The sequence below is a fragment of the Paenibacillus larvae subsp. larvae genome (genome assembly GCF_002003265.1).
In the GTDB taxonomy this organism is placed as follows: domain Bacteria; phylum Bacillota; class Bacilli; order Paenibacillales; family NBRC-103111; genus Paenibacillus_H; species Paenibacillus_H larvae.
Window position 1 is genome coordinate 3,060,001 of the sequence record NZ_CP019687.1, and the last position, 23,399, is coordinate 3,083,399.

The window sequence follows — 23,399 nt, forward strand, 5'->3', positions numbered from 1 at the left end:
TGGGCTTTATCCAGACTCCAAAGACGAGATCGATGACGATGCGGCTCAAAGCCTTTCAGAATATCTCCTCCGACACGTAGAGTAGGCGAATTGGGCAATACTGTTCCGCTTTCCTTCTCCAGCTTCAAAAGCCGATCGTAAAGAGCATCATATTCCTGATCCGTTATAGTGGGCTCATCTAAGGTGTAATAGTGGTAATTATGTTTATTGATCTCTTCGATCAGGATTTTCATTGCCGAAATGACATCGGTCATGCAGGGATCTCCCTCACCTTCAATCTGGTTTTACGATTATTGTTCCACGAGAAACAAGTCGAAATGAGTATAAATTTGCAGAATTTAATCAGTTTTCTTTTTTTATCGGGGCGAATTTAGCCAAAAGGCGTTTCACACCTACCGGTGCCGAAAAGGCAATCTGAAGCTCTGTGTCATCTCCCTTTCCTTTTACAGCCACAATGACACCAGTGCCCCATTTGCCATGTGATACTTTATCCCCCATATTAAAATCACCGGGATTATTTGTTCCCAAAGGCTGCTTAATACGGACGGCGGCTTTACCGGGGCCCGAGGACGGAGCTCCATTTCGTCCCTTTAAGGATGATTGTCCCCAACCGGAGGATACGGAAGACGAAGATCCAAAGCTCGCGTCTCTGGCCCCAAAACCCTGTCCTCCAGCTGCCGGACGGCCCCAGCCTGTCCCCGCACTTCGTCCGAAGCGCTCCCCGGAGGAGATCCGTTCTGTAACCTCCTCTGGCAGTTCCTGTAAGAAACGGGAAGGCGCATTGGCCGTTGTTCTCCCGAAAAGAGTACGCATCCGGGCACAGGTCAGAAAAAGCTCCTGTTCGGCACGCGTGATGCCGACATAGGCTAATCGGCGTTCTTCCTCCAATTCCTCATCATCTGTGAACGCCCTGCTGTGGGGAAATACCCCCTCTTCCATCCCGATTATGAACACGGTTGGGAATTCCAAGCCTTTAGCACTATGCATAGTCATGAGAACAACAGCATCCTGCGGGGCATCCTCTTTATCCATTGTATCGATATCGGCAATTAGGGCCAGATCTGTCAGGAACGATACAAGCGATTTGTTGTCATTGCGTTTCTCAAAATCCATAGTCACGGATATAAACTCATCGATGTTTTCCAGTCTTGCCTTTGATTCCAATGTATTCTCACGTTGGAGTTCGATGCGATATTCCGTCATCTCCAACATCTTTTCAGTAAGATCGGTTACGGACACATATTCTACCATACGGTTCAGATTGGAAATCATGTCATAGAAATCTCTAAGGGCATTCTTAGCCCGGGTACTGATTTCAAGTGAATCCACTTCAGATAAAAGAGCATATAAGGACATGCCTCTCTTAGCAGCAGCATCCGCCACTTTGTCCATTGTAGTATCTCCAATTCCACGCTTCGGTACATTCACAATCCGCCTCAGGCTTAAATCATCATCCGGATTAGAAATAAGGCGCAGATAAGCAAGAATGTCTTTAATCTCTTTACGGTCATAGAATTTTATTCCGCCCACGATCTGGTACGGAATATCTGATTTAATCAGAATTTCCTCGATCACCCGCGACTGGGCGTTCGTTCTGTATAAAATAGCATGGTCACTGTACTGCTTCCCGTTCCTGATATTTTTGTTGATCTCACCGGCGATGAAGTAGCCTTCCTCATGCTCAGAATCGGCATTGTAAAGCTTTATTTTGCTGTCCTCGCCTTTGTCTGTCCAGAGATTTTTAGGCTTTCGTCCTGAGTTGTTGCTGATAACCTGATTGGCTGCATTTAAAATGTTGGAGGTTGACCTGTAATTTTGCTCAAGCATAATCGTAACTGCATCCGGATAATCTTGCTCAAAATTGAGGATATTGGTAATATCGGCCCCGCGCCAACGATAAATCGACTGATCACTGTCCCCAACGACACAAATGTTTTTATGCTTATCGGCAATCATCTGGCAGAGCATATACTGGGCCCTGTTCGTGTCCTGATACTCGTCAACATGAATATATTGAAATTTATTCTGGTAAAAGTCCAACACTTCAGGCACTTCTTTAAATAACTCAATGGTAGTCATAATCAGATCGTCAAAATCAAGGGAATTATTCTGCTTCAGCTTTTTCTGGTACAAGGCGTAAACTTTGGATACAATACCCTTAAAATAATCCCCGGTCCTTTCGTCATAGCGGGCAGGAGTAACCAGTTCATTTTTGGCGGTCCCGATAGCGGCCTGTATCGCCTTCGGTTCAAACTTTTTCGTATCTATATTAAGTTCCTTCATGCAGGTCTTAATAACTGACAGCTGGTCTGAAGAATCCAAAATGGAGAAATTTGAAGTAAATCCTAACCGGCTAATATCTTTCCGTAAAATGCGTACACACATAGAGTGAAAAGTAGACACCCATATATCTTCCGCTGCAGGACCAGCCAGTTTCCCGACCCGATCCTGCATCTCACGGGCAGCCTTATTCGTAAAGGTAATAGCCAGAATGCTCCAGGGAGCTGCTTTACGAGAAGCGATAAGATAGGCAATCCGGTGAGTCAATACCCTCGTCTTTCCGCTGCCTGCTCCCGCCATAATCAGCAAGGGGCCTTGCGTGGTCTCCACCGCTTTGCACTGCTGCGGATTTAACCGCTGAATCGCATCCAGTATATTCTTAGTTTCGTTCATCGTTAAACCCTTCCTATCTCAATTTTGCAAAATCTATAATTAAGCTGCATGCCTTTACATAAGCGTCAGTATTTAGTGTGAAAATAAACACGGGGTTATCTTCAATTCCGTTTTATCGGTAACTTTTTGATTCTGTGAAAAGGACTGGTTAAGAATCAATGGAAGCAACCGAAGTTACGGTCGCAAGAGCCTTGTGCAAATCCGTATAAATCAGGTTGCCGACTACTACCGTATCGGCTGCGGACGCCGCTATAGAGGCCTTGTCCGGCCCATCGATACCTCCGCCATAAAAAACACGGGTACGGCTAAGCACAGATTTGGCCGCACTTACCAGTTTCATATCACCAAAAGTACCGCTATACTCCAGATAAAGTATAGGAAGATGGAACATACGCTCGGCCATTCGGGCGTACGCTACGACATCCCGGGTGGTAAGATCCGTATCCGCCTCAGATACTTTGGCGGCTGTGGATTCCCCGTTAAGAATTACGTATCCCTCTACCAGAACTTCTTTCCAGTCCATGACGGCACCATACTCTTTGACCGCTTTATGATGCTGGCCAAGAATCCATTCCGGATCTCCCGCATTCAAAACACTGGGAATCAGGTATAAATCAAACCCTGGAACAATCGCTTCCAGATGGGATACTTCCAGTACACAAGGAACTTCATACATTCTGATCCGGGATAGCAGCTCGACTGTATTCTCAAAGGTAACTCCGGAAGAACCGCCCACCAGAATCACATCTGTTCCGGACAGACATATCTGCTCCAGGGCTTCGTCTGAAATCGTTTTGTCAGGGTCAAGCTTAAAAGCATGCTTCCAATGGGTTATATCTACAATCAAGGCTTTCCCTCCATTAATTGCCGTAAATCATACTGTTAATAAACTCAGTCTAAGGTACCCTGCTAGCCGTGTCAAATCTAGAAAGTCTTTATCTTCAGTATACTATTTAGAACGTATGTTCGCAATTCATTAAAGAGCTTGGGAAATTAAAAAGACAGAAGTCTCTTAAATAGAACAGTATAAAAAAATACACCCGAATATCGGGTGCAAACAAGATGTGGCAAAGAGAAAACGTCAGCTATTCTTTTAGAATATGGAAACGGCTCCGCTTTTTGATGAAATAAACATTAATCAAACAACAAACGATTCCGGCAATAAGCTGTGCCGTCCTAAAATCATCCGGATTTGTCGACGATTTAGGTATGTACCACTGCATAATATAGAGAACTTTGGCCGCTCCCGCCTGTAAATGTACCCATTAATTGATAGCGCCCTTTATGTTCCGTTACATTGGTTATAAACATATCTTGATTATTTCTTAATCTTTCGTATTCGCTAAAGTTAGCTTCAACCAGCCAGACTTTGTGCAGCGCATTGTCTGTAACTTGCTGAACACTCTCATATTTTTCTAGCTTTCCCTTATTCATCAATAACACTTGATCACAGGTCACGGCAACATCTTCCGTAATGTGAGTGGACAAAATAACGATGCGATTGGTTGACAAGCGTTTAATCAAATGCCGGAAACGGATTCTTTCTTCCGGATCAAGGCCGGCCGTCGGTTCGTCTACCAAAAGCAGCTCGGGTTCATGCAGGATAGCCTGGCCGATGCCTAGTCGTTGTTTCATCCCGCCAGACAACTGTTTGACCTTTTTACGGGCTTGGTCCTGCAAACGGACATCTTCCAAAATAGAAGGTATTTTTTGTTTTAGTGTCTGATTATCCATATTTCTAAGCGTACCCATATACTCCAAATATTCATGTACTGTCAGATTTGGAAAGATACCTATATGCTGCGGCAAATATCCAATCATAGTCCTGATTTTTTCAATATCTGCAGCCCAGGCAACTTGATTCAAAGAGATTGTTCCTGTTGTGGCAGAATGATAGGTAGCCAATATGCGCAATAAGGTTGTTTTTCCAGCACCATTGGGGCCAAGCAGGCCTATTACCCCTTTGTCAAGTTGTACATTGACTGGATGCAAGGCCAGTTTTTTTCCATATTTTTTTGTGACTTGCTTTAAAATAAGCATCAGAGATCCTCCATAACTTGTTGAACCGTTAGTTTCCCATGTGTTTGTTCATACCATTTATCAATAAGTTTCTGCTTTTCTTGTCAGAGGAGCATATTTATTGTAAATCAGATCCATAAACGGTACCCCGTACTCTTGTTCATACATGGGGCGTGCATCTTTGTTTTCAATATCGCCGAAATAAAAACTTTGAAATAGATTCAATTCCTTAAAGTTTTGTTCCGGCCTCAAACTTTGCCATAAAGCAAGCACTATTTCAGGTTTCTGGCTGGTTAGGCTTATATCTACCGTGTAGTTGAAATCATGATTATTTTGGCCATGAACAAAATCAATATGATAATCACTGATTTTATAATCCAATTTATTGGAAAGATTCCCCTGTGGAAGGGTAAAAACACTATCCTGCAATCCCGTACGTTCTGGATCCGTTATATACGGCACATAAGGGGAAAATATAGGGAGGGTGCACACTGCTATTACAAGACCCCCACATACCCTTTTTAGCTGTACTTTTTGATAAGCTTTTATTAAGCCAAACAAGGAAAGAAGCAATAAACACATGAATAATCGCTGAATATAGACCCCTGTATTGGGGAGCATCTTTTCCAGAGGATAAATATTGGTGGCGGTTAGCTGGACATTGGTATCTCCGTTAATTAACCAACCCCCTATCCAAGAAGGGATAAATCCGAGCATCGAATTATACGGTGTGGTTAGAAACCATAAAACTATTATTCCTAAATAACTGAACAAACTGGGATAAATAGAATAAAATAAATAACCCAACAGAAGTGAAAAATAAAAAGGAAGCAGCCAGCAAAACACAGTATATGTAAAAGATTCCCCAATTAATTTGATGGTCACGTTATGGTGGGTAAACTGAATGTAGCCCACTACTGTAAGATATAAAATAAAATACACGACCGTTTCCAGAATGAGCCAGTACAGGAGCTTACTAACTAATAAGCTAATTAACTTTGGAGTCGTTCTATAGAATTCAATTTGGTTATTCATCTGCTCTGCTCTGGCTTCTTCCGCTCCAAAGAGAAAAAATAATAGCGTCATCATCATGATCATATAGATCAAACTTGGAATAATGTATAAATCGGTTAAATTCTCACTTGGCAAAAATACAGCTACACCAATAGCTCCAAGAAAAAGAACGAACCAAACAGGTTTTCGCATAAACTCTAGAGCTTGAAATTTCATTAAACGCAACATGTTATGCCCCTTGTCTGAAAGAAAAATGGCTTAACCAAGCGAACTTAAGCAGCAAGAAAATATTACAGCCCAATCCACTTTCTATCAAGGAACAAATTGTTTATTTCTACATTTCATTTCTTCATTAGAATTCTCATAATTTTGCTAAGATGTAGCTATTTTATTAACGAACTATGATACTTTCATTTTATGAAATTTACTGTTTATTTATAAAAAGGAATCCCCTCATTACATTCACCAAGCCAGGCATTCCTAACCCCCTCCTCCCTTCACTTCAATATGGAACTCTTTTTCCACATGAAGCGGTTTATGGTCGTTTTGTTGTAGGGTCAATTTAATGGTATGTTTACCCGGCGGGATGTTCTCGAGAATAATCCGGGACTGCTCTTTCATCATCACTTTAGGTTCTCCATCCACAACCAGGTGCAGGTGGCCTTCTCCGGAAACGTGTTTTTTACCGAAATGTTCGGCCGACAGCTTGAAGTTTTTCACTGTATAAGAAATGGTTGCTTTATTCCCTTCCTTGATCAGCTGTGCCTCCAGCTCCGGTACGGCGGCATAAACAGGCTGGGCAATCGGATTCCCTCCTGCCAAAACATGATTTCCCATCGCGTCCGGATGGTAAATGCCCGTGCATCCGGCGGCAATTCCTACTGTCAGTAGTAAGGTATTGGCCATGGCAAACCATCTGTTTTTCATCATAATCAACTACCTCCCGCTCCCTGATTTGGACATCCTAGGGATGTTATATGTGGACAAACGGATATTCATGCTTATAAAAAAAGGAAACCTTCATACCCGCCGGGATAAACGTGAAGGTTTCCTTTTTCGTCATAGCCGCCTTGCCAGAAAGGCGGCTGGTTTATACAGTCACGGCATGAACCGTCCGCCGGGACTGCCATGCGGCGGCAGCGGCTGCATGCCACCGGAGCCCCCGCCTATACCGCCATAGGGGATATAGACGGGGGAGGCGTGGCCCGTCCCCGGATAGGACGGGCCCTGGAAGGCTGACCCGGCAGGTTGTCCGGGACGGGTTATGCCCCTCTGCGTTATATCGCTTGCGGGGTAACCCTGGCCAGAGCCGATATAGGGGCTCTGGCTCTGGTAGGGCGGCGCCTGCCCGCTGGTTGCAGGCGCCCCCTGGGAGGAATGCGGTTGATAGACCGCATTCGGGTAAAGCTGCTGCGTCAGCACAGCACCTGGCTGCGGCTTCTTGTGCTCTCCATGACCTTGGTGTGACAAAGCCATATCGGCATCCGGCTGTCCGGTCAAACGGTTTGCTTCTGCCTCCAGGACCCTGGATGCGGAAAAAGCCGGCACTTCCGTACCAGTAGGCGCAGAAGACAACGATTTTTCTTTTTGGGAAGCGGATCCTTGTGCTTGAGCAAATGACTGTCCCTGCGCCAGCGGCCCTTCTGTATTGGTTAGGCTGTCTTGCCGGTCCGCTTCATCCACCGTTACAGAACCGGCATGGACAAAATTGGATGCTCCCTGTGCTGAAGAACCCCCGCTCACGGATGCGGAGGATGCGGATGTAAATTGATGGACCAAAGCCCTTAATTTCGCAGCTGACTTGGTCTGCTTCTGGCTTTCGGACTGGATTTCCTGCGCAGTTGCCGTCGGAACGCTGCCATAGGCATTCAGACTGCGGATAGCCTCATAAAGTTCTGCCTGATGCTTCAATGTCTGATTTAACAAAGTCGTAAACTGCTCACGTACCTGCAAATGGTTGGCCTCCAGAGCAGCCGTAGTATATTCACGCGCAGTCCGTTTTAATTCCGATAGAATCACATTGGCCTGATCCTGTTCCTCCATCCTGAAGGAGGAAGCTTCATTTTGGGCCGTTTTGCTTTGGATCATAATTTCACACTCCTATAGGGCAAAGCGCCCATTTATTGGTTGGATGGTGATTGGGCGCCAAACGTGCTAAAGAGACCATTTAATTGCTCCACTTGTTTGAGCCGTTCTCTGGCATGCCGATCCATCACCTGTTTCAGTTCAGGTTTGGTACTTTCCACTGCCCCCTGTACATACAGCTTGGTCAGCAGTTCTTCATTTTTCATGCTGTCTGTTATGTAAGACAGTTCTTTCGCCGTTAGTCCGCTTTTGGAGGACGGGTTCATCCGCTTCACCCCTTTCCATGGTTTTCCTTTACCGTGCCCAAAAAACAGGAAATGTATGTGCCTGCAATTAAAAAGGAATGTTCTGCCTGATCCCCGTACAAGCTGCAAAAAAAAGCCGCCACCTCCGGACATCCGGTTGGGCAGCAGCCTTCACACGAGAACCGGATGGACTTTCCTCATCCATCCTAGATCTCATGCCAGCTATGATTCTATTATTGAAGCAAAAACGCGTCCATATCGGCTCTATACCTTCTATGGGGTCGGTGTTGCGGATGGAGATGGAGACGGGCTTGTCGCGGTCTTTTCCTCCTCGATTTGTTTCTTCTCTTCATCCGTCAGTTTCCCCTGGGAGGCCAAGTCCTGAACTCCACTTACCGGAATGGCATATGCCCATGGACCGCCCTCCTTCATCATCCAAACCAGATCCTTGCTGGATTGGCCAAGGTATACCGATTTCGTTTCCTGTCCATCCTTAACCTCGGTCACTTCAATACGAAGTTCACCCTTAATGTCCGTATGGTTGGAAGCGGGCTCCACAAGTTTTTCCGTTGAGAGGGATGACAGCTTATCCAGTCTGCTGCTCACCATTGTTCCTGGAATCTCTTCGTTGTTTAACGTCCATTTGGCTTCAGCCATCGACTTACCCGGCTCTTGCTTGATCAGAGTCCATGTCTGGTTATTCCAGCTAAAATCCAGCTTGGTCACTTTATCAGAATCAAATTTTGCCGGACTACAATCCACGAAATCAATCGGCGCTTTACTCAATTGCTCAAGGCTTTGTCCGGTCACCGGAAACACCTGGTCCGAGCCAGCCAGCTTCGCATACACGGAGTCCCCCGTTGGAAGATTCTCTCCGGTTTGCAAAACCTTCGACGTTCCGTCTTTGAGCGTTACCCGGTACTCTGCAGCAGGTTTATCCAAGCCGTATTTGGCAAGATCAGATGCCTGATCCTCTACAATATCTTCACGGTTTAGAGATACGTAAGTATCCAGCCAACTGCCGACCAGATTGCTGTTGATCGGCTGTTCCTGCGGTTTTTGCATCGTCCAGTTCCCGTCTTTCAGAGATAACTCTGTTTCTCCTTTATCTGTTTTTACGTAAATCCCCTGCACGTCTTCTTTCTTCATACTAAAGACAGGTGAGGTTTTTTCTGCCGTCTCATCTTCTTTTTTGAAAAAGGAGTGGCCGGACGCATACCAGAACAACCCGATAAATACGGCCAAAGCCAAAAGAGTGGGGATAAATTTCCTCATCCTTTTCTCCTCCTCCACCAGATCAGTCCTCCAAGCGCGAGGAAGAACAGAGGGAAGCATACGACAGTTGTCCAGAAAATAGTTTTGGCCTGTCCCCCACTTAGCTGAGCGGTTTGCGTATTATCCCCCTCACGCGGACGAATGGTCACCTGATCCTTTTTCTCCTGCAGCCAGTTTACACTGTTTAAAGCAAAGTCCTTATTACCCTGCTGCCTGAAATCCTGATCTACTAAATAGGTAGAACCTCCCATGATGACGGCCTTCGGTTTTCCATCCTTGTTTTCAACGGCATAACCCAGTTTGAGCGGCCCGGCAACATCCTTGTCATCTTTTTTAGGTAGCTGTGGCTTCATTAATGACTCAATATCCGTCTCTCCATAGGCGTCATTGGATGTTTGGAGGAGCGGGGACGCTTTCCATGTATCCGATTCTTTGGCGTCCAGGCTGATGCCGAGGGACATCATGGTCAGCATGTTGTATTCGCTGAGTTTATTGGTAATGTCATGAGCCCCGTAATCCGGGAATATGGTAAGCGGATCCTGTACGGTTCTGTTGCTGCTGTTCTCTACAGCTATCGCATGCTGATCCTGAATGCTATATTGATTCATAATGCCATCGAGATTTTTCCAGGCCGTAACCATGTCTTTATTAAACCCGAGTGCCAGATAGAGCTTTCCGTTCCCGTCCATATAAGATTTTACAAGCTCTGCCTCCTTGTCACTAAGGTCATTTTGCGCTCCGATGATAAACAAGATTTCCGCATCATCGGGAACTTTCCCTTCTTTGAGCAAATTCAGCTCTTTTACCGTATAATTATCGCCTTCAAGACTGGACTTGAAGTCATTCATTTTTGTCAGCGGGATTTCCTGATGGCCGCTCAGGAAGTAAGCCGTATGCTTTTCTCCCGATATCAGGCTGTTGATCGCCTGGGTGATTTTTTCCTCTCCGGAGAATGAGTACGGCTGCTGGTTGAAGTTAAACATGTCCGTATAGCCCAGTGTCACGTTCTTGTCCCCGGCTTCTATCACCAGTGAGCTCCCCCGTAAATTGTACTGCTGGGCTTTGGAAGGCTCTTTTCTAAGATCGTACTGGTCAAAGGTTATTTTTCCGCTTCTCTTCTTATACTCCTGTACCAGATCGGATACCTGGCGAGTAAAATACTCTTGATCCTCCGGCAGTGTAAAAGCTGTGATGTGAATGTCTTTATCCAGACTTTTTAGCATGTTTACGGTCTGGTCCGACAAGGTGAAATTTTTATTTTTCGTCAAATCCAGTTGAAAGCCACTTAGTGAATTCAAAAAGAAGGTAAGGATGACGAAAATCCCGATTACTGCAAGAGAAAGCACTGTCGCATTAGTGCCGCGAATCCATTTGTTCATTTTCATCCTTCTCACCTCCACCGTTTTCTTTCCAAGGATTGCACGCTAAGAATCAAGAACACGGCGGCAAGAGTAATGAAAAACAAGATATCAGCGCCGTGAAGCACGCCTTTTTGCAGATTTAACATCCGGTCCTGTAAGGAAAACTGAACAATCCAGTCTTTGAATTTCCCGTCAAACAGGTCTGCCAAATAATTCATCATCCAAAAGAGGAGCAGAATAGCAAAGCCTCCGATTCCAGCCACCATCTGGTTGTTGGTAAGTGTGGAGGCGAACAGTCCAATGGACATCATCGCGGCCCCAAGCAGAAACATGCCCAGATAGGAAAGGAAAAAGACAGGGAGATCGAAATCCCCGAAAGCGGACATGATCCAAGGATATACCAGGGTAATTAGCGTCAGTACTCCTAGTGTAAGAAGCGAAGCCAAGTATTTCCCCAGTACGATCTCACCGATCCCGACCGGAGAAGTCAGTAACAGCTCATCTGTCCCCTGCTTGAACTCATCCGCTACCAGCCGCATAGTAAGCAGCGGGATCACAAATAAATAAATGAAAGATGTGTTTCCGATCACATATCTCACATCAATCAGGCTCGGCTGGATGAGGACAAAATTCAGGTAAAACATCAAACTGGATACCAGCACATAAAAAGCAAACGCGATATAGGCAGTCGGGGAATAAAAATACTGCTGAAGTTCTTTGGTACAAATGGACCAGGTTCTACGCATCATCCTTCACCCCCCTTGTTATCTCCGTTCTCCTGCTCTTGTGCAGAGGCAGCCTGCTCGGCTCTCTTTTTGCCGCGATGTTTCTCCTGTTTAAACAGTGCCTGCAGCTCCTTATGCTCAAGTTCCAGTTCTTTTTCCGCAGCTTGAAGCCCTTGCTCGTCTGTAGTCAGCCTTAAAAATACGTCCTCCAGGGATATCCGCTCTCTTCTCATCTCCATGATCGGATATTTGGCCTCTGCAAGGGTATAAAAGAGCTGTTCCCGAATATCCGTCTGGTCTGCCGATTTCACATGAAGGTGAACAACCTCACCCGAAGAGGCTTCTTCTCCGCGTCTTTCCTCTACCGTACCAACACCGTCAACACTTTTCACAAGCGGTATCACGACATCCGCAGGCCCTTTGACATCAAGGGAGACCTCGAAGGAATCGGCCATCGTCTGACCAAGATGTTCCGGATTCTCATCCAGGACAATCCGGCCCTGGTTAATAATCAGCACCCGGTTGCAGATGGCATTCACCTCAGGCAAAATATGGGTGCTGAGGAGAACAGTATGATTCTCTCCAAGTTCCCGGATCAACTGGCGAATTTCAATAATCTGTTTAGGGTCAAGCCCTGAAGTAGGCTCGTCCAGAATAAGCAAATCCGGTTTATGGATAATAGCCTGAGCCAGCCCAAGCCGCTGCTTGTAACCTTTAGATAAATGCCGGATAATCTGCCTTTCCCGTCCGGCCAATCCCAGTTTGTCCACGACTTCCTCAATTCTTTTCTTTTGATCTCTTGCCGGCACGTCTTTGATTTTCGCAATAAATTTCAAATAAGACAGCACGGACATTTCCGGATATAACGGGGGAGTCTCGGGTAAATATCCGATTTTTCTCCTCGCTTTCTTGGGATGATCAGCCATGGATAAACCGTCCACGTGAATGCTTCCTCTGGTAGGGTTGATATATCCCGTGATCATCCGCATTGTAGTCGTCTTTCCGGCCCCATTGGGCCCGAGAAAACCAACGATTTCCCCTCTTTGCATAGAGAAGTCAATCTCTTTAACCCCTCGCTGGTTCTCGTATAATTTACTTACCTGTTTGACCTCGAGCACGTGGTCCCCTCCATTTCGTACTTTTTCAGAAGATAAGACACACTATATAAAAAGAACAATAAACACACATTAACCAAAAATGAAATTGAGCTTAAAAAATGTGTCTAAATTGTGAACAAATCGGAATGGAAAAATTACCTAAAAAAAGAAACCTCTCCTTTGACGGCATATTTTGATAGCCACAAATTCATTAAGAGAAGGTTTCTTTTGTTTAACAAAAAGATACAAACAGGGCGGATCTCAACTATTTACCATGCCCTTTAAGGAACCCTATCAGGCATTAGCCGCCAGGACAGGAACACGTTCCTCCTTACTTGCCTCATCTTCGGCTTCCTCTGCCAGTCCGTAAGGAAAACAAAGTGGTGAACCGGTACGGGGATCTGAAAGAATATCCGATTCAATACCAAAAACATGACGAAGCATTTCCGTAGTGATTACCTCACGGGGACTCCCTTCGCAGACAATTTCCCCCTGTTTGATAGCTACAATATGATGGGCATATAGGGAAGCATGATTGAGATCATGCACGACCATCACAATAGTTCTGTTTTCATCCCGATTCAAGCGTTCCAGCAGTTTCAGGACCTCAAGCTGATGAGCCATATCCAGGAACGTTGTCGGTTCATCCAAAAACAAAATATCTGTTTCTTGGGCCAAAGCCATCGCAATCCAGGCTCTCTGGCGCTGTCCTCCGGACATTTGTCCAATAGGGCGGTCAGCTAACGCGCCCATGCCTGTAACGTCCAGAGCCCATCGAATCACGTCTCTATCTTCTTTCTTAAGTGAACCGAAGCCTTTTTGATGAGGGAATCTTCCATAAGCCACCAGTTCACTTACTGTCAGCCCCTTGGGAGAAACGGGATTTTGCGGTAGAATGGCGAGCAGCTTGGCAACCTCCTTGGTGTGCATCTGGCTGATCAATTTACCGTCCAAAAATATGTTTCCCGCCTGAGGCCGCAGAAGGCGGGCCATCGCTTTTAAAATCGTAGACTTCCCGGAACCGTTAGCCCCTACCAGAGCAGTCACCTTGCCATCGGGAATTCTCAGATACAGATCCGGGACAATTGTTCTTTCTCCATATGCAATAGCCAGCCGTTCAGCAAACAACCGGTTCATAGCAGCTTCCCCCTTACATTTCGCTTATATTGAAACTGAGAATCATTATCAATTATATCTTTTAAAAGCATACTTTTTCTATTTGCCTGTGTCAATAAGGTTTTTCTATTTACAAAAAGGATTGCTCCGGATCAAGGAAGATCACCAACTTCTTATGAATCTTTCGCCTGACGTATTTAACCGGAAAAAAATCCGTTTGTTTATCGGCCCCGCTATGTAGATAACCCCTGGCAGCCGGGGGAATCTATAGCATGATAAAAAAAGAATCCTGGCGCTCGGATACAAAGAAAAACGAGCCTTGGAAAATCCATTCCAAGGCTCGTTAGTATGAAGGGGGATCTGGCACACAAACCTTTCCCCTGTTTTTGTTACGCTTTTGAGTTAATTAAGACTCCATTGCGGTCCAACATTCCTAAGCTGTATGCTCTTTCGATAAAAGCGTACTCCTGATTCTGAAACTTACTATTACCGCCATACTGAATATTTATAAGTTTATCCTGGTATTCCCTTTGAGAAAGGGGACGAACATTACCCGGATCTACCACTTCGTTCTTTTCAATTCTTTTGAGAAACTCCTCAAAAGACATGGTGTTTTGGGGGCCCTTTCCAAAGTTTTCCCGGTTATTAATAAAATCATTAACCAAGGTTACATCTAAATAAGCTGCATAAGCAGGATTTTGAAAAGTTATGTCCATACTGGCCTCCTATTATTGCGAACTTTTTAAAAAACCTAAAAAGGCTGTTTTTTTCTGATGGGGTGGTGCCCAATCCTCAGCAGATACTATAATATTTGCACTGAACAATCCTAACGGAAATTCCATATAAACAATTTTTCCGTATATTATACGATTAGGGCCTGATAAATACTGCGTTGGTTTAAATTCTTCTCCTTGTTTTGTTACATCTACACCTCCTTTGGTATAAAACCGTAATGAGTAAGTCTTTTCCGTTCCCTCAACATAAACGGCTACCCTTAATTTGCTACCTTTTAAAGGCCTTTTTGCCGTTATTTGCCCTTTGTAAATTTTTTCCATGATGTTATGATTGCCGTCAGAAGTGATGCCAATAAATTGTATGTTGGTCAATCTTGGTGCCGGGGCTGCGAGAGCGGATGACTCACAAAAAACTAGTGCTAAGATAAACAAAGGTGTCAGAAAGACAAGAAACCGTTTTTTCATTGTCATAACCTCCTTTGTTTATCTATACTTTTAATTATCGGTAATATATACCAAATAATTTATATTTCAATCCAATTTCTGGTTAATAATTCAAATAAACAGACTATTTATATAAAAACAAGACCTGAGCCATATACTGCCCAGGTCTTGTGCTTTAATCGGTTTGGTCCACACGGCCCCACTTTACCAGCTGTCCGCGGGTTACTCCCAACTGATTGGTTGCTTTCAATGTCTTCCAGATTTTAGTGCCGCTGATATCTCCGTTCATTGCCTTCCGGTATAAGACCAATACTTCCTTCACCCGTTCCGGCGTCTCTTCCAGAAATTCCACACGATAAGATGAAACCCCAAGCTCCATAAAATGGCCAAGATACTCAGCTCCCGATTGGTCAATCGCGTTATACACGGTATTCCGGCATCCTTCATCAACCCGGACAGGGTGAGAGAATCCTACCCGATCCCGCAGCGATACACGATGCTGTTCACATGGACGGCCACAGTTGGTATAATCTGTCCCCTCACTCAGGAACGTGCAGTATACGCAGTGCTCTGTATGAAACATCGGCAAATGCTGATGGATAACCAGTTCAACCTTGGACGTATCCGTGCGGGAGAGCAGGTCCACCATCTGCTGGATGTTGAGGTCGTACGACGGTGTAACCGTAGAGCACCCCGCTTCCAGGAAAACGTTCATTGCCTTGTGATTCGCGATGTTCAAGGAGAAATCACCTATCAGTTCCGGATGCTTTTCATCCGGGTGCTCCGCATAATACTTCATAAAGAAGTATAACGTGCCCGTATTACGTACAAGGACAGCGTCGGGCTTCAATTTGAGGATATTGCGGAAATAGCCGGTCTCTCCGGGCATATGAATCCGCGGAGTGGCAAGTGCAATCCGCTTCCCGGCTTCCCGGGCAGCTTCCACTGCAGCCGGAAACTGCTTGATAAACTCGAAGTCGGCATAGATGAAGTCGGCTTCGCTCTCCAACGCGGCGCGGACCTGCCCGATGCTGCGGCACAAAGCCGTCAGCTTCGCCTGCTTCCCGCGCCGAGGGCCCGCTGCGCTGCGCGCGGCAAAGGCATCCGCCGCAAGGCGGTGGAGCTGCTGGAAACGGAGCGCCGGAAGGCGCCCGAGTACCAGCACCGCTCCATCGATGTTTACGGCGATGCCTTTGCCGCGCGCAGCGCAGCGGCACAATCAGGCCGCCGGCGAGATACGCTTCGAGCTGATCCAGCTCGAAGATGGTACCGCCCAGGCGGCCGAACTGTCCGATGAACAAAGCTTCGTTCATCGGACGTTTCTCAGCCGGAACAAGCAGCTGTTCCGACTGCACATAAACTGTATGGCCGGCCTGGGGATCGGTCCACCAGGTTTTAAGCGGCTGTCCCTCGGCTCCCGTTATACGTATATTTACCGGAAAAACGCGATACGGTTTGTCCGTCTCATAGGTTTGCCGGAGCCGTTTGTCCAAGTGGGGATCACTGGTTTTCCAGATCCGGTCGCCGATATGGACGCGTCCCAGATCCACATCGTTTCGTCCAGGTACGATCTCGACCAGGCCTCCCCCAGCTTCCCCTTCCAGCTTCCTGCCCCTGCGGCGTAAATCATAGACCCGTCCGCCTTCCTCCTTCTGGGTCGGGTCTCCTGCATCAAAAACAATTCCGTCCCCCCGTTTCAGCGGAGCTTCCAGCTCACAGAGCACGCCGTCTCTAAGTACCTGTTTCACACAGCCCAGGAAAACCCCCCGGCTCTTCGGGTATATTCCTTCTACCAGCTGCTTATTGTTAGTCCCCTTCAAGAACCCATGAGTAAATCCGCGGGAGAAGCTCTGCTCCAGTTCCCGGATTTCTTCCTTTTCCGGAGCTCTCCGGTCACCTTCGAAATACCGGTCAATCGCTTTCCGATACTTGCCAACTACGTTAGCCACATATTCGGGACTTTTCATTCTTCCTTCAATTTTAAAAGAAGTGACACCCGCTTCCATCAGTTCCGGAACAAGCTCCAAAGCGGCAAGGTCCTTGGGAGACAACAAGTAGGCGATATCTCCCATCGGTTTCTGTTCCCCATCCACCATCAGATCATAGGGAAGACGGCATGCCTGGGCGCATTCTCCACGGTTCGCCGACCGCCCTCCCCACATTTCCGAAGTCAGACATTGACCTGAATAGGAAACACAAAGTGCCCCGTGTACGAATACTTCCATCGGAAGTTTGGCCTGTTTGCCAATGGCCGCGATTTGTTTCAAATTATTCTCACGGCCCAGTACAACCCTCTCTATATCAAAAGGCTTGGTAAATTCCACCGCTTCCGGAGAGGTGATCGTCATCTATGTGGAACCATGAATCGGAAAGTCCGGCGGAATCTCCCGGATCATTTTAACCAGACCCAGGTCCTGAACGATGACCGCATCCACTCCCGCTTCTACACAAGCCTCAATCAGTTCCTTCGCGTCCTTGAGTTCTTCCTCAAATACAAGAATGTTAAAAGTTAAAAATCCTTTGACCCCGTATTTGTGCAAATAAGACATGATCTCTGCAAGTTCATCAATTTGAAAATTATCGGCTCTTGCCCGGGCATTAAATTTCTCAACTCCAAAAAAAACTGCGTTTGCCCCGTTCGCTACAGCTGCTCTTAGACAATCCCAGTTTCCGGCCGGGGCAAGCAATTCTATGTCTTCCCTGCGTATTTTTCGCATGTTTATGTTCACCAAATTCCTTCCATTCCTTGTTCAATTCTTATAGTCTATCGTTTTTTCGGACAAATTTCCATTTGTTTTATTTTTATCTTTATATGAAAAACCCGCCGGCAGAGGAGCGTCTGCTGACGGGTCAGTTATTGTTTTATACCTTAAACTTGGACAATGACTCTTCCAGTACACGGGATACATTTTGCAGATGCTCGGATAGTCCGACTAATCTCTGGCTTACATGCTGCTGTTCGCTGGAAAGGGAAGCTACTTCTTCTGAAGTCGCTGAAGACTGCTCGGCAACTGCACTGACACTAGCCATAGCTTCAGCCAGCACATCCTGTGATTGCTCAAGCTCCTGAATAGAAACATATACATGATCAAGCTGGCCGACGAATTCGTCCATACTTAAGCGGACCGTTTCAAACATAAGGGTTGTCTCATTAACAGAATCGGTTTGCTTGGCAAAGACCGGATAAGCCTCATTCAAAATTTGTGTCGTTGCTTCCATTTCTTTTTGAATGCGCGAGGTGATCTCCCCTACCACCTGAATCGACTGTTTGGATTGATCAGCCAGTTGGCGAATTTCATCAGCCACTACCATAAATCCTTTGCCGGCCGTACCCGCTCTTGCCGCTTCAATAGTAGCATTCAGAGATAAAATGTTAGTTTGCTTCGTGATGCTGCCAAGCACCTCCAGAATCTTATGAATGGAAGAGGAGCTTTCTTTGAGCTCTTCGATTTTTTCTGCCAGTACGCGAAAGATTTTTTCCGTGGAATCCGTGCTTTCGGACAATCCGTTCATCTGGGTGCTTCCTTCCATACTCACACGCTGCACTTCCGCGGCTGATTTGGCCATTAGAAGGTTTGTCTGAATAACAGACTTCATTTGATCACCCATTTGGGACGTGAGGTCATTCCCATTCTCAGCAGCAGAAGCCAGACTGGAAGCGCCACCGGCGATATCTTCTGTAGCTGCGGCGATTTCTTTGGCTGAGAGGGCAGTTTGCCTGGATGCTTAAGTCAGTTGTCCTGCCGTCTCCAATACCTGCTTTGCCGAGTCATTGGTTTGTCTAACCAGTGTAGTTATTCGTTCCATCATCCGGTTAAAGCTTATGCCGACCTGACTGATTTCATCGCCGGTTTTCCTTTCCGGCATTCTTACGGTGAGGTTACCTTGTTCACCTTCCCGCATTAAATCTCTAAGCCGGGCCATGGACCGCCCAATTAGCCTTCCTACCACATAGCCGATCAGAATGGCTATAATGGCCGCTCCAAAAGCTACCCAGACAGTAATCGCAAAAATCCGGTCCGTACTTTTCAATAATTCTTGAGTAGGAGCGGAGCCAATCAGGAACCAGCCCGTTTTTGCTGATTTGCTGTACACGATTAGTTCGTCCTGCCCATTTTGATTTAAAGTAAAGCTTCCGCTGAGTCCGGCATTCTCCTTAGGCAGTTCTATAGTATGCTTCTTGCCGATATCTTCCAGATTAGGTGCTTCTATGAGCGTATCCCCGCCGTTAACCATTACAACATGCCCGCTCTCCCCGATTGTGATGCTTTTAAGGGAATCCCTTAGCTGGGAAGACTTGATCTCCAGCACCAGAATATACTCAGCTTCTCTGGAATCTTGACGGATTAACCTGGCCATGCCGTATGTGGGTTTGTTAGCCTTCCCGATATATCCGCCCTGTCTGGAGTCCATCCAAATTGGCACTCCATCGGCTTTTATTGCCCGGTCCTGCCACTCTTCCTTTTTTACTTCTCCTTTAAATGATTCCGCATTGGATAAGAGAGTTTTACCTTCTTTAACCGGAATGAGGGATACGCTGCTGAGACTTTCATCTGCCAGTACATACTGGGTAGCTATCAGGCTGAAGAGTCTCTTTCCCTCTGCCTGTTCTGCCGGAGTGCCGGATTCTTTTTCAAGTAAGGACATCATATCCCTGAATTTGGAATCAAGCATCATTTTATTGACTGTCGCTTCATAATTGGCAAAAATCATGTCCATTTTGGAAGTGGTTTGGTTAAGTGTTTGTTCGGTTGCTTTAGCAACCTCTGCTTTGATGGTCGATTTCGAGGTTTGATAGGACAGCGTTCCTACAGCAGCAACGGCAATAAGAATTCCGCAAAAAAAAGCAAAGAACAGTTTAGTTCCCAGCGTTGTAAAAAATGGTTTGCGATTTTCCCTGGGCTCTTCCCCTTTAACTCCCTTTAGCCTTTTGATGCCAAGGCGGTTCAAGCGATCTTTCCACGACTGTGATGTCTTGTCCTTCATGGGTGTTTTCACTGTCTGGTTCTTTCTTTTTACGTAGTTCTTCCACTTACTCACTCTTTTTTTACACCCCTTAAGTCTTGACATACCGTAAGCAGAACGACTAGGTCGACCTGTTCGGGAAATAAACCTGTTTTCTGAAAAATAGGCATATGTACCTAGTATATCGGAAAAACTTCCAATATTTTGGAGGTCTTTACACAAACTTTATGTTTTTTTGTTCACTTTATTGCCCATTGTGGCATTATGATTCATCTTTCTTTTCCTCCGCTATACGGGGTGCTATAATCGAAGCGAGTCTGTTGCCAACCAAATACGGAGGTGTACATATATGAAACTAGGGGTATTTGCCGTACTGTTCGGTCAAAAATCTTTAGAAGAAGCACTTGATTTTATCGCATCCAAAGGTCTTCAAGCCATTGAAATCGGCACAGGGGGATGCCCACTGCAAACCGGATGAACTGCTGGCAGACGAAGGCAAGTTGAAAACGTTTAAGAAAGCGGTAGAATCACGTGGTTTAATCATTAGTGCTTTAAGCTGTCATGGCAATGCGCTGCACCCGCAAAAGCAAATCGCCAAAGAAGCCCATGATGTGTTCGTAAAAACTGTAAAGCTGGCCGAACGTCTGGAAGTGCCGGTTGTGAATACATTCTCCGGCTGCCCTGGCGACCATGAAGATGCAAAATACCCGAACTGGCCAATAGCCCCGTGGCCAAATGATTTCCAGGAAATTCTCGCTTGGCAATGGGAAAACAAAATTATCCCTTACTGGAAAGAAACCGGCCAATTGGCAAGTGATCATAATGTAAAAATCGGGCTTGAACTTCACGGAGGATTCTCCGTTCACACCCCGGGAACTCTTCTCCGCCTGCGTGAAGCGGTTGGAGAAGTGATCGGAGCCAACCTGGACCCAAGCCATATGTGGTGGCAGGGAATTGATCCGGTTCAAGCTGTTCAAATCCTCGGACGTGCCGGTGCTATTCATCATTTCCATGCGAAAGACACTGCCATTGATCCAATCAATGTGAATAAACACGGTGTAACCGATATGCAGCCTTATACCATGATGCTGGATCGCGCATGGCAATTCCGGACTGTCGGATTCGGTCATGATAACAAAACCTGGGCAGATATCATCAGTGCCCTTCGTCTGGTAGGGTATGACTATGTTGTCAGCATAGAGCATGAGGATGGATTGATGTCGGTCAATGAAGGGTTTACCAAAGCGGTTGAAAACCTGAAACAAGTTCTCATAGAAGAACCGCTTGGCGATATGTGGTGGGTATAATTTATTTGTGATATAAAGGCAGAATTGGATTTAAGAAAAGGTTATATATAGCAAAAACGGCTCTCCTGTCCAAACCGGACGGAGAGCCGTCTTCATAAATAAAACCCTTAAAACATAACAGCTCAAAGGTTCTCATCACAACTTTGCGTCAAGCCTGCAGAACTTAAAGGTTGTGAGTACGGTATGCTTTGCTACCAGCCTTTGATCATGACTACATCCATAAATACAAACACGGCAAAACTGACAAACGCAAATCCAATTGCAAAATAATTTTTTCGTGGATTGATCACCAAACGGACTAGTCCGATCAAAATCACCAAAGTAATGGCTAACATGAAAATATCAAAATAAGTAAATGTACTTCCACTTGCCGCTTCAGCTGCTGTTAACATCCCGGGACCTCCTTCGTTCTCCACACACGTGCATTTCTACATTTTTCCTATTACCCCTTATGTTAGTCGCTTTCAATCATTTTCGCAACCTGTTTTCTCCATATGTAACAAGTTTGACAAGTTTTTACCGTCCTTTCGTGACGTTTTTTACAGATTCTCATAAACCTCTTTCAATATCAGGATATTCTGTTATATAATCATACTAAATTCATCGGAATAATATATTTTGGAGGGATAAAGAGATGGCTTACGAACCGATTTGGGACAGGGACCCTTCCAGCTTGAATAAAATGGAGCTGCTCAAGCTGGAGAAGGACGGATTGGATGTGATCCGGACTATTATTGAAAATTATGCCGTCCAAGGATACGACGCGATACCTGAAGATGAATTGAACCGTTTTAAATGGGCCGGTGTATATGAGCAGAAACCGAAGGAGGGCTATTTTATGATGCGGGTCCGCATCAATTCAGGGATCATGACCTCTGGCCAGGCTCATGCTCTAGCCCGTATTGCCAAGGATTATGGAAGAGATCTTGTAGACGTAACCACCCGCCAGGCTATCCAATTTCATTGGCTTACTGTTGAACAACTGCCCGATATTTTCCGCCGCCTGGAAGAAGTCGGCCTATATTCATTTGAAGCGTGCGGTGATTGTCCCCGTACTATCGTAGGCAACCCTCTTGCAGGTATTGATCCGGATGAATTATTCGATACTACCGCACTGGTCAATGAGGTCAACGATTTCTTCCTATTAAACAAAGATTTTTCCAACCTTCCGCGTAAATATAAAATGTCCATCTCTGCGAATCTTTACAACTCTGGACATGCCGAGATCCAATGTCTTGCCTTTACCCCCGCTGTCAATCAAATCGATGGCGAGGAATTGCTCGGGTTTCATGTTTGGGTAGGCGGTGGATTATCGGCAAAGCCGCATCTTGCCAAGCAGTTGGACGTATTTATAAGGCCGGAAAATGTACTGAATGTAGCTATCGGTGTTAGCACCATTTTCAGGGATTACGGTTACCGTCAAAAGCGCCACCACGCCCGTTTGAAATTTCTTGTAGCCGATTGGGGACCTGAAAAATTCCTGGAGAAGCTGACAGAATTGATTGGGGAACTTCCAACACGGGGGGAAGACAAAACGCTGGGTTGGAAGGCGTCTTACTTTGATGGGGTGCATCCGCAAAAGCAAGCCGGCTACAACTATGTAGGATTGAATGTTCCGGTAGGGCGGCTAAGCGGCACAGATTTGGAAGAACTTGCGCGGCTTGCGGATGAATATGGCAAAGGCTCCATCCGGACTACCGTCTCTCAGAACATTCTGCTGCCTTATATTCCGGACGGGAAAGTAGAACAGCTTCTTAATGAACCCGTTCTAAAGCGTTTGACCCCCTTTCCCAAACACTTTATGAGCCGGACGGTTTCCTGTACAGGTAACGAGTTCTGTAATCTGGCTATTGTCGAGACAAAGGAAAGAGCAAAGCGCGTGGCTGAGTATCTGGATACTCATATTGAACTTGATAAGGAAGTCCGCATCCATTTTATAGGATGCCCGAATGCCTGCGGGCAGAAGCATATTGCTGATATTGGTCTTCAGGGGACACTCGTGAAAACGCAGGAAGGTATGGTCGATGCCTTTGACATTGCTGTCGGAGGTATTCTTGGACCAGGTGCCACGTTTAACGAACGTCTGAAAGGAAGAGTGAAAGGAGATGATGTAGGACCTGTTCTGGTCCGGCTGATCACGTTTTTTAAAGAAAACCGGAAAAAGGAAGAGACCTTCCATCAGTTCTATAAACGTGTCGGCATCTCTCCTTTCCAGGAACAGCTGGACCAGGCTCTAACGCAGATGGTCTAATAAGGACTGATTTCCGGGTACTAGTGCTCATACCTGCAGAAAACCGCCTCCTAATTCAGGAAAGGCGGTTTTCTGCAGGTTCGGACTA

Annotated in this window: 19 protein-coding genes and 2 pseudogenes (1 of these 21 running past the window's edge); 2 read left to right on the forward strand and 19 right to left on the reverse strand. The window is 45.9% G+C overall.

The annotated features are described in order from the left end of the window. From ligA to BXP28_RS16025, 18 genes and pseudogenes are all read right to left on the reverse strand, one after another. Positions 1–254: the beginning of an NAD-dependent DNA ligase LigA gene (ligA, locus tag BXP28_RS15940; RefSeq protein WP_023483109.1), read on the reverse strand. It extends 1,768 nt beyond the left edge of the window; 254 of the gene's 2,022 nt are visible here — the first part of the coding sequence; its start codon is at positions 252–254; the stop codon falls past the left edge of the window. An 88-nt stretch (positions 255–342) separates the two neighbouring features. After that, positions 343–2,673, reverse strand: coding sequence for a DNA helicase PcrA (gene pcrA, locus BXP28_RS15945; protein ID WP_023483110.1), 2,331 nt, complete (start codon positions 2,671–2,673; stop codon positions 343–345). A gap of 148 nt (positions 2,674–2,821) precedes the next feature. Next, positions 2,822–3,520: a heptaprenylglyceryl phosphate synthase gene (gene pcrB / locus BXP28_RS15950; RefSeq protein WP_023483111.1), complete on the reverse strand. Its 699-nt coding sequence runs from the start codon at positions 3,518–3,520 to the stop codon at positions 2,822–2,824. A 356-nt stretch (positions 3,521–3,876) separates the two neighbouring features. After that, complete coding sequence (locus BXP28_RS15955; protein WP_023483112.1) at positions 3,877–4,713, reverse strand: ABC transporter ATP-binding protein; 837 nt, start codon at positions 4,711–4,713, stop codon at positions 3,877–3,879. A 60-nt stretch (positions 4,714–4,773) separates the two neighbouring features. Beyond that, positions 4,774–5,934, reverse strand: a complete 1,161-nt coding sequence (locus BXP28_RS15960; RefSeq protein ID WP_023483113.1) for an ABC transporter permease — start codon at positions 5,932–5,934, stop codon at positions 4,774–4,776. A gap of 252 nt (positions 5,935–6,186) precedes the next feature. Further along, a complete protein-coding gene (locus BXP28_RS15965) occupies positions 6,187–6,636 on the reverse strand; it encodes a DUF6130 family protein (RefSeq protein ID WP_023483114.1) in 450 nt (149 codons plus the stop codon). 168 nt (positions 6,637–6,804) lie between these two features. Continuing rightward, positions 6,805–7,794: a spore coat protein gene (locus tag BXP28_RS15970; protein WP_023483115.1), complete on the reverse strand. Its 990-nt coding sequence runs from the start codon at positions 7,792–7,794 to the stop codon at positions 6,805–6,807. 32 nt (positions 7,795–7,826) lie between these two features. After that, complete coding sequence (locus BXP28_RS15975) at positions 7,827–8,057, reverse strand: hypothetical protein (RefSeq protein ID WP_042119882.1); 231 nt, start codon at positions 8,055–8,057, stop codon at positions 7,827–7,829. Between the two features lie 252 nt (positions 8,058–8,309). Then, positions 8,310–9,311, reverse strand: coding sequence for a DUF4340 domain-containing protein (locus BXP28_RS15980; RefSeq protein ID WP_023483117.1), 1,002 nt, complete (start codon positions 9,309–9,311; stop codon positions 8,310–8,312). Continuing rightward, entirely contained in the window at positions 9,308–10,696 is a 1,389-nt protein-coding gene (locus tag BXP28_RS15985; protein ID WP_023483118.1) for a GldG family protein, read from the reverse strand. Before BXP28_RS15985 ends, BXP28_RS15980 begins: the two co-directional genes overlap by 4 nt. Before the next feature lie 5 nt (positions 10,697–10,701). Next, positions 10,702–11,418, reverse strand: a complete 717-nt coding sequence (locus BXP28_RS15990) for an ABC transporter permease subunit (protein WP_024095521.1) — start codon at positions 11,416–11,418, stop codon at positions 10,702–10,704. Beyond that, positions 11,418–12,515 carry an ABC transporter ATP-binding protein gene (locus tag BXP28_RS15995; protein ID WP_023483120.1) on the reverse strand — a complete coding sequence of 366 codons (1,098 nt, stop codon included), beginning with the start codon at positions 12,513–12,515 and terminating at the stop codon, positions 11,418–11,420. The genes BXP28_RS15990 and BXP28_RS15995 overlap by 1 nt, the downstream gene beginning before the upstream one ends. A 273-nt stretch (positions 12,516–12,788) precedes the next feature. Beyond that, on the reverse strand, positions 12,789–13,631 hold the full coding sequence (locus BXP28_RS16000) for an ABC transporter ATP-binding protein (RefSeq protein ID WP_023483121.1): 843 nt from the start codon (positions 13,629–13,631) through the stop codon (positions 12,789–12,791). A gap of 368 nt (positions 13,632–13,999) precedes the next feature. Then, positions 14,000–14,326 carry a YolB family phage-derived protein gene (locus BXP28_RS16005; protein WP_023483122.1) on the reverse strand — a complete coding sequence of 109 codons (327 nt, stop codon included), beginning with the start codon at positions 14,324–14,326 and terminating at the stop codon, positions 14,000–14,002. 12 nt (positions 14,327–14,338) lie between these two features. Beyond that, a complete protein-coding gene (locus BXP28_RS16010) occupies positions 14,339–14,809 on the reverse strand; it encodes a DUF4879 domain-containing protein (RefSeq protein ID WP_077585132.1) in 471 nt (156 codons plus the stop codon). 154 nt (positions 14,810–14,963) lie between these two features. Further along, positions 14,964–17,505 (reverse strand): annotated as a pseudogene (locus BXP28_RS16015) (U32 family peptidase). A gap of 145 nt (positions 17,506–17,650) precedes the next feature. Then, the gene (locus tag BXP28_RS16020; RefSeq protein WP_051427963.1) at positions 17,651–18,385 is read right to left on the reverse strand and encodes a methyl-accepting chemotaxis protein; all 735 of its coding nucleotides are present in this window, start codon (positions 18,383–18,385) and stop codon (positions 17,651–17,653) included. A gap of 129 nt (positions 18,386–18,514) precedes the next feature. Then, a complete protein-coding gene (locus BXP28_RS16025; RefSeq protein WP_052752959.1) occupies positions 18,515–19,828 on the reverse strand; it encodes a cache domain-containing protein in 1,314 nt (437 codons plus the stop codon). A gap of 274 nt (positions 19,829–20,102) precedes the next feature. On the opposite strand from BXP28_RS16025, the pseudogene BXP28_RS16030 reads away from it, so the two are divergent. Continuing rightward, positions 20,103–21,060, forward strand: a pseudogene (locus tag BXP28_RS16030) (sugar phosphate isomerase/epimerase family protein). 191 nt (positions 21,061–21,251) lie between these two features. On the opposite strand, the gene BXP28_RS16035 reads toward BXP28_RS16030, so the two are convergent. Then, entirely contained in the window at positions 21,252–21,452 is a 201-nt protein-coding gene (locus BXP28_RS16035) for a hypothetical protein (protein WP_036655768.1), read from the reverse strand. Between the two features lie 242 nt (positions 21,453–21,694). Between BXP28_RS16035 and BXP28_RS16040 the strand changes: the two genes are divergently transcribed. Beyond that, positions 21,695–23,311: a nitrite/sulfite reductase gene (locus BXP28_RS16040; protein WP_023483130.1), complete on the forward strand. Its 1,617-nt coding sequence runs from the start codon at positions 21,695–21,697 to the stop codon at positions 23,309–23,311. Positions 23,312–23,399 lie beyond the last annotated feature (88 nt).

Bases quoted from the DNA above. Each gene is read 5' to 3' on its own strand.
- BXP28_RS15960 (WP_023483113.1), bottom strand. From the start codon at position 5,934: ATGTTGCGTTTAATGAAATTTCAAGCTCTAGAGTTTATGCGAAAACCT.
- BXP28_RS15955 (WP_023483112.1), bottom strand. From the start codon at position 4,713: ATGCTTATTTTAAAGCAAGTCACAAAAAAATATGGAAAAAAACTGGCC.
- BXP28_RS16005 (WP_023483122.1), bottom strand. From the start codon at position 14,326: ATGGACATAACTTTTCAAAATCCTGCTTATGCAGCTTATTTAGATGTA.
- BXP28_RS16010 (WP_077585132.1), bottom strand. From the start codon at position 14,809: ATGAAAAAACGGTTTCTTGTCTTTCTGACACCTTTGTTTATCTTAGCA.
- pcrA (WP_023483110.1), bottom strand. From the start codon at position 2,673: ATGAACGAAACTAAGAATATACTGGATGCGATTCAGCGGTTAAATCCG.
- BXP28_RS16000 (WP_023483121.1), bottom strand. From the start codon at position 13,631: ATGAACCGGTTGTTTGCTGAACGGCTGGCTATTGCATATGGAGAAAGA.
- BXP28_RS15990 (WP_024095521.1), bottom strand. From the start codon at position 11,418: ATGCGTAGAACCTGGTCCATTTGTACCAAAGAACTTCAGCAGTATTTT.
- BXP28_RS15965 (WP_023483114.1), bottom strand. From the start codon at position 6,636: ATGATGAAAAACAGATGGTTTGCCATGGCCAATACCTTACTACTGACA.
- BXP28_RS15975 (WP_042119882.1), bottom strand. From the start codon at position 8,057: ATGAACCCGTCCTCCAAAAGCGGACTAACGGCGAAAGAACTGTCTTAC.
- BXP28_RS16035 (WP_036655768.1), bottom strand. From the start codon at position 21,452: ATGTTAACAGCAGCTGAAGCGGCAAGTGGAAGTACATTTACTTATTTT.
- BXP28_RS15970 (WP_023483115.1), bottom strand. From the start codon at position 7,794: ATGATCCAAAGCAAAACGGCCCAAAATGAAGCTTCCTCCTTCAGGATG.
- BXP28_RS15980 (WP_023483117.1), bottom strand. From the start codon at position 9,311: ATGAGGAAATTTATCCCCACTCTTTTGGCTTTGGCCGTATTTATCGGG.
- BXP28_RS16020 (WP_051427963.1), bottom strand. From the start codon at position 18,385: ATGAAGTCTGTTATTCAGACAAACCTTCTAATGGCCAAATCAGCCGCG.
- BXP28_RS16040 (WP_023483130.1), top strand. From the start codon at position 21,695: ATGGCTTACGAACCGATTTGGGACAGGGACCCTTCCAGCTTGAATAAA.
- BXP28_RS15985 (WP_023483118.1), bottom strand. From the start codon at position 10,696: ATGAAAATGAACAAATGGATTCGCGGCACTAATGCGACAGTGCTTTCT.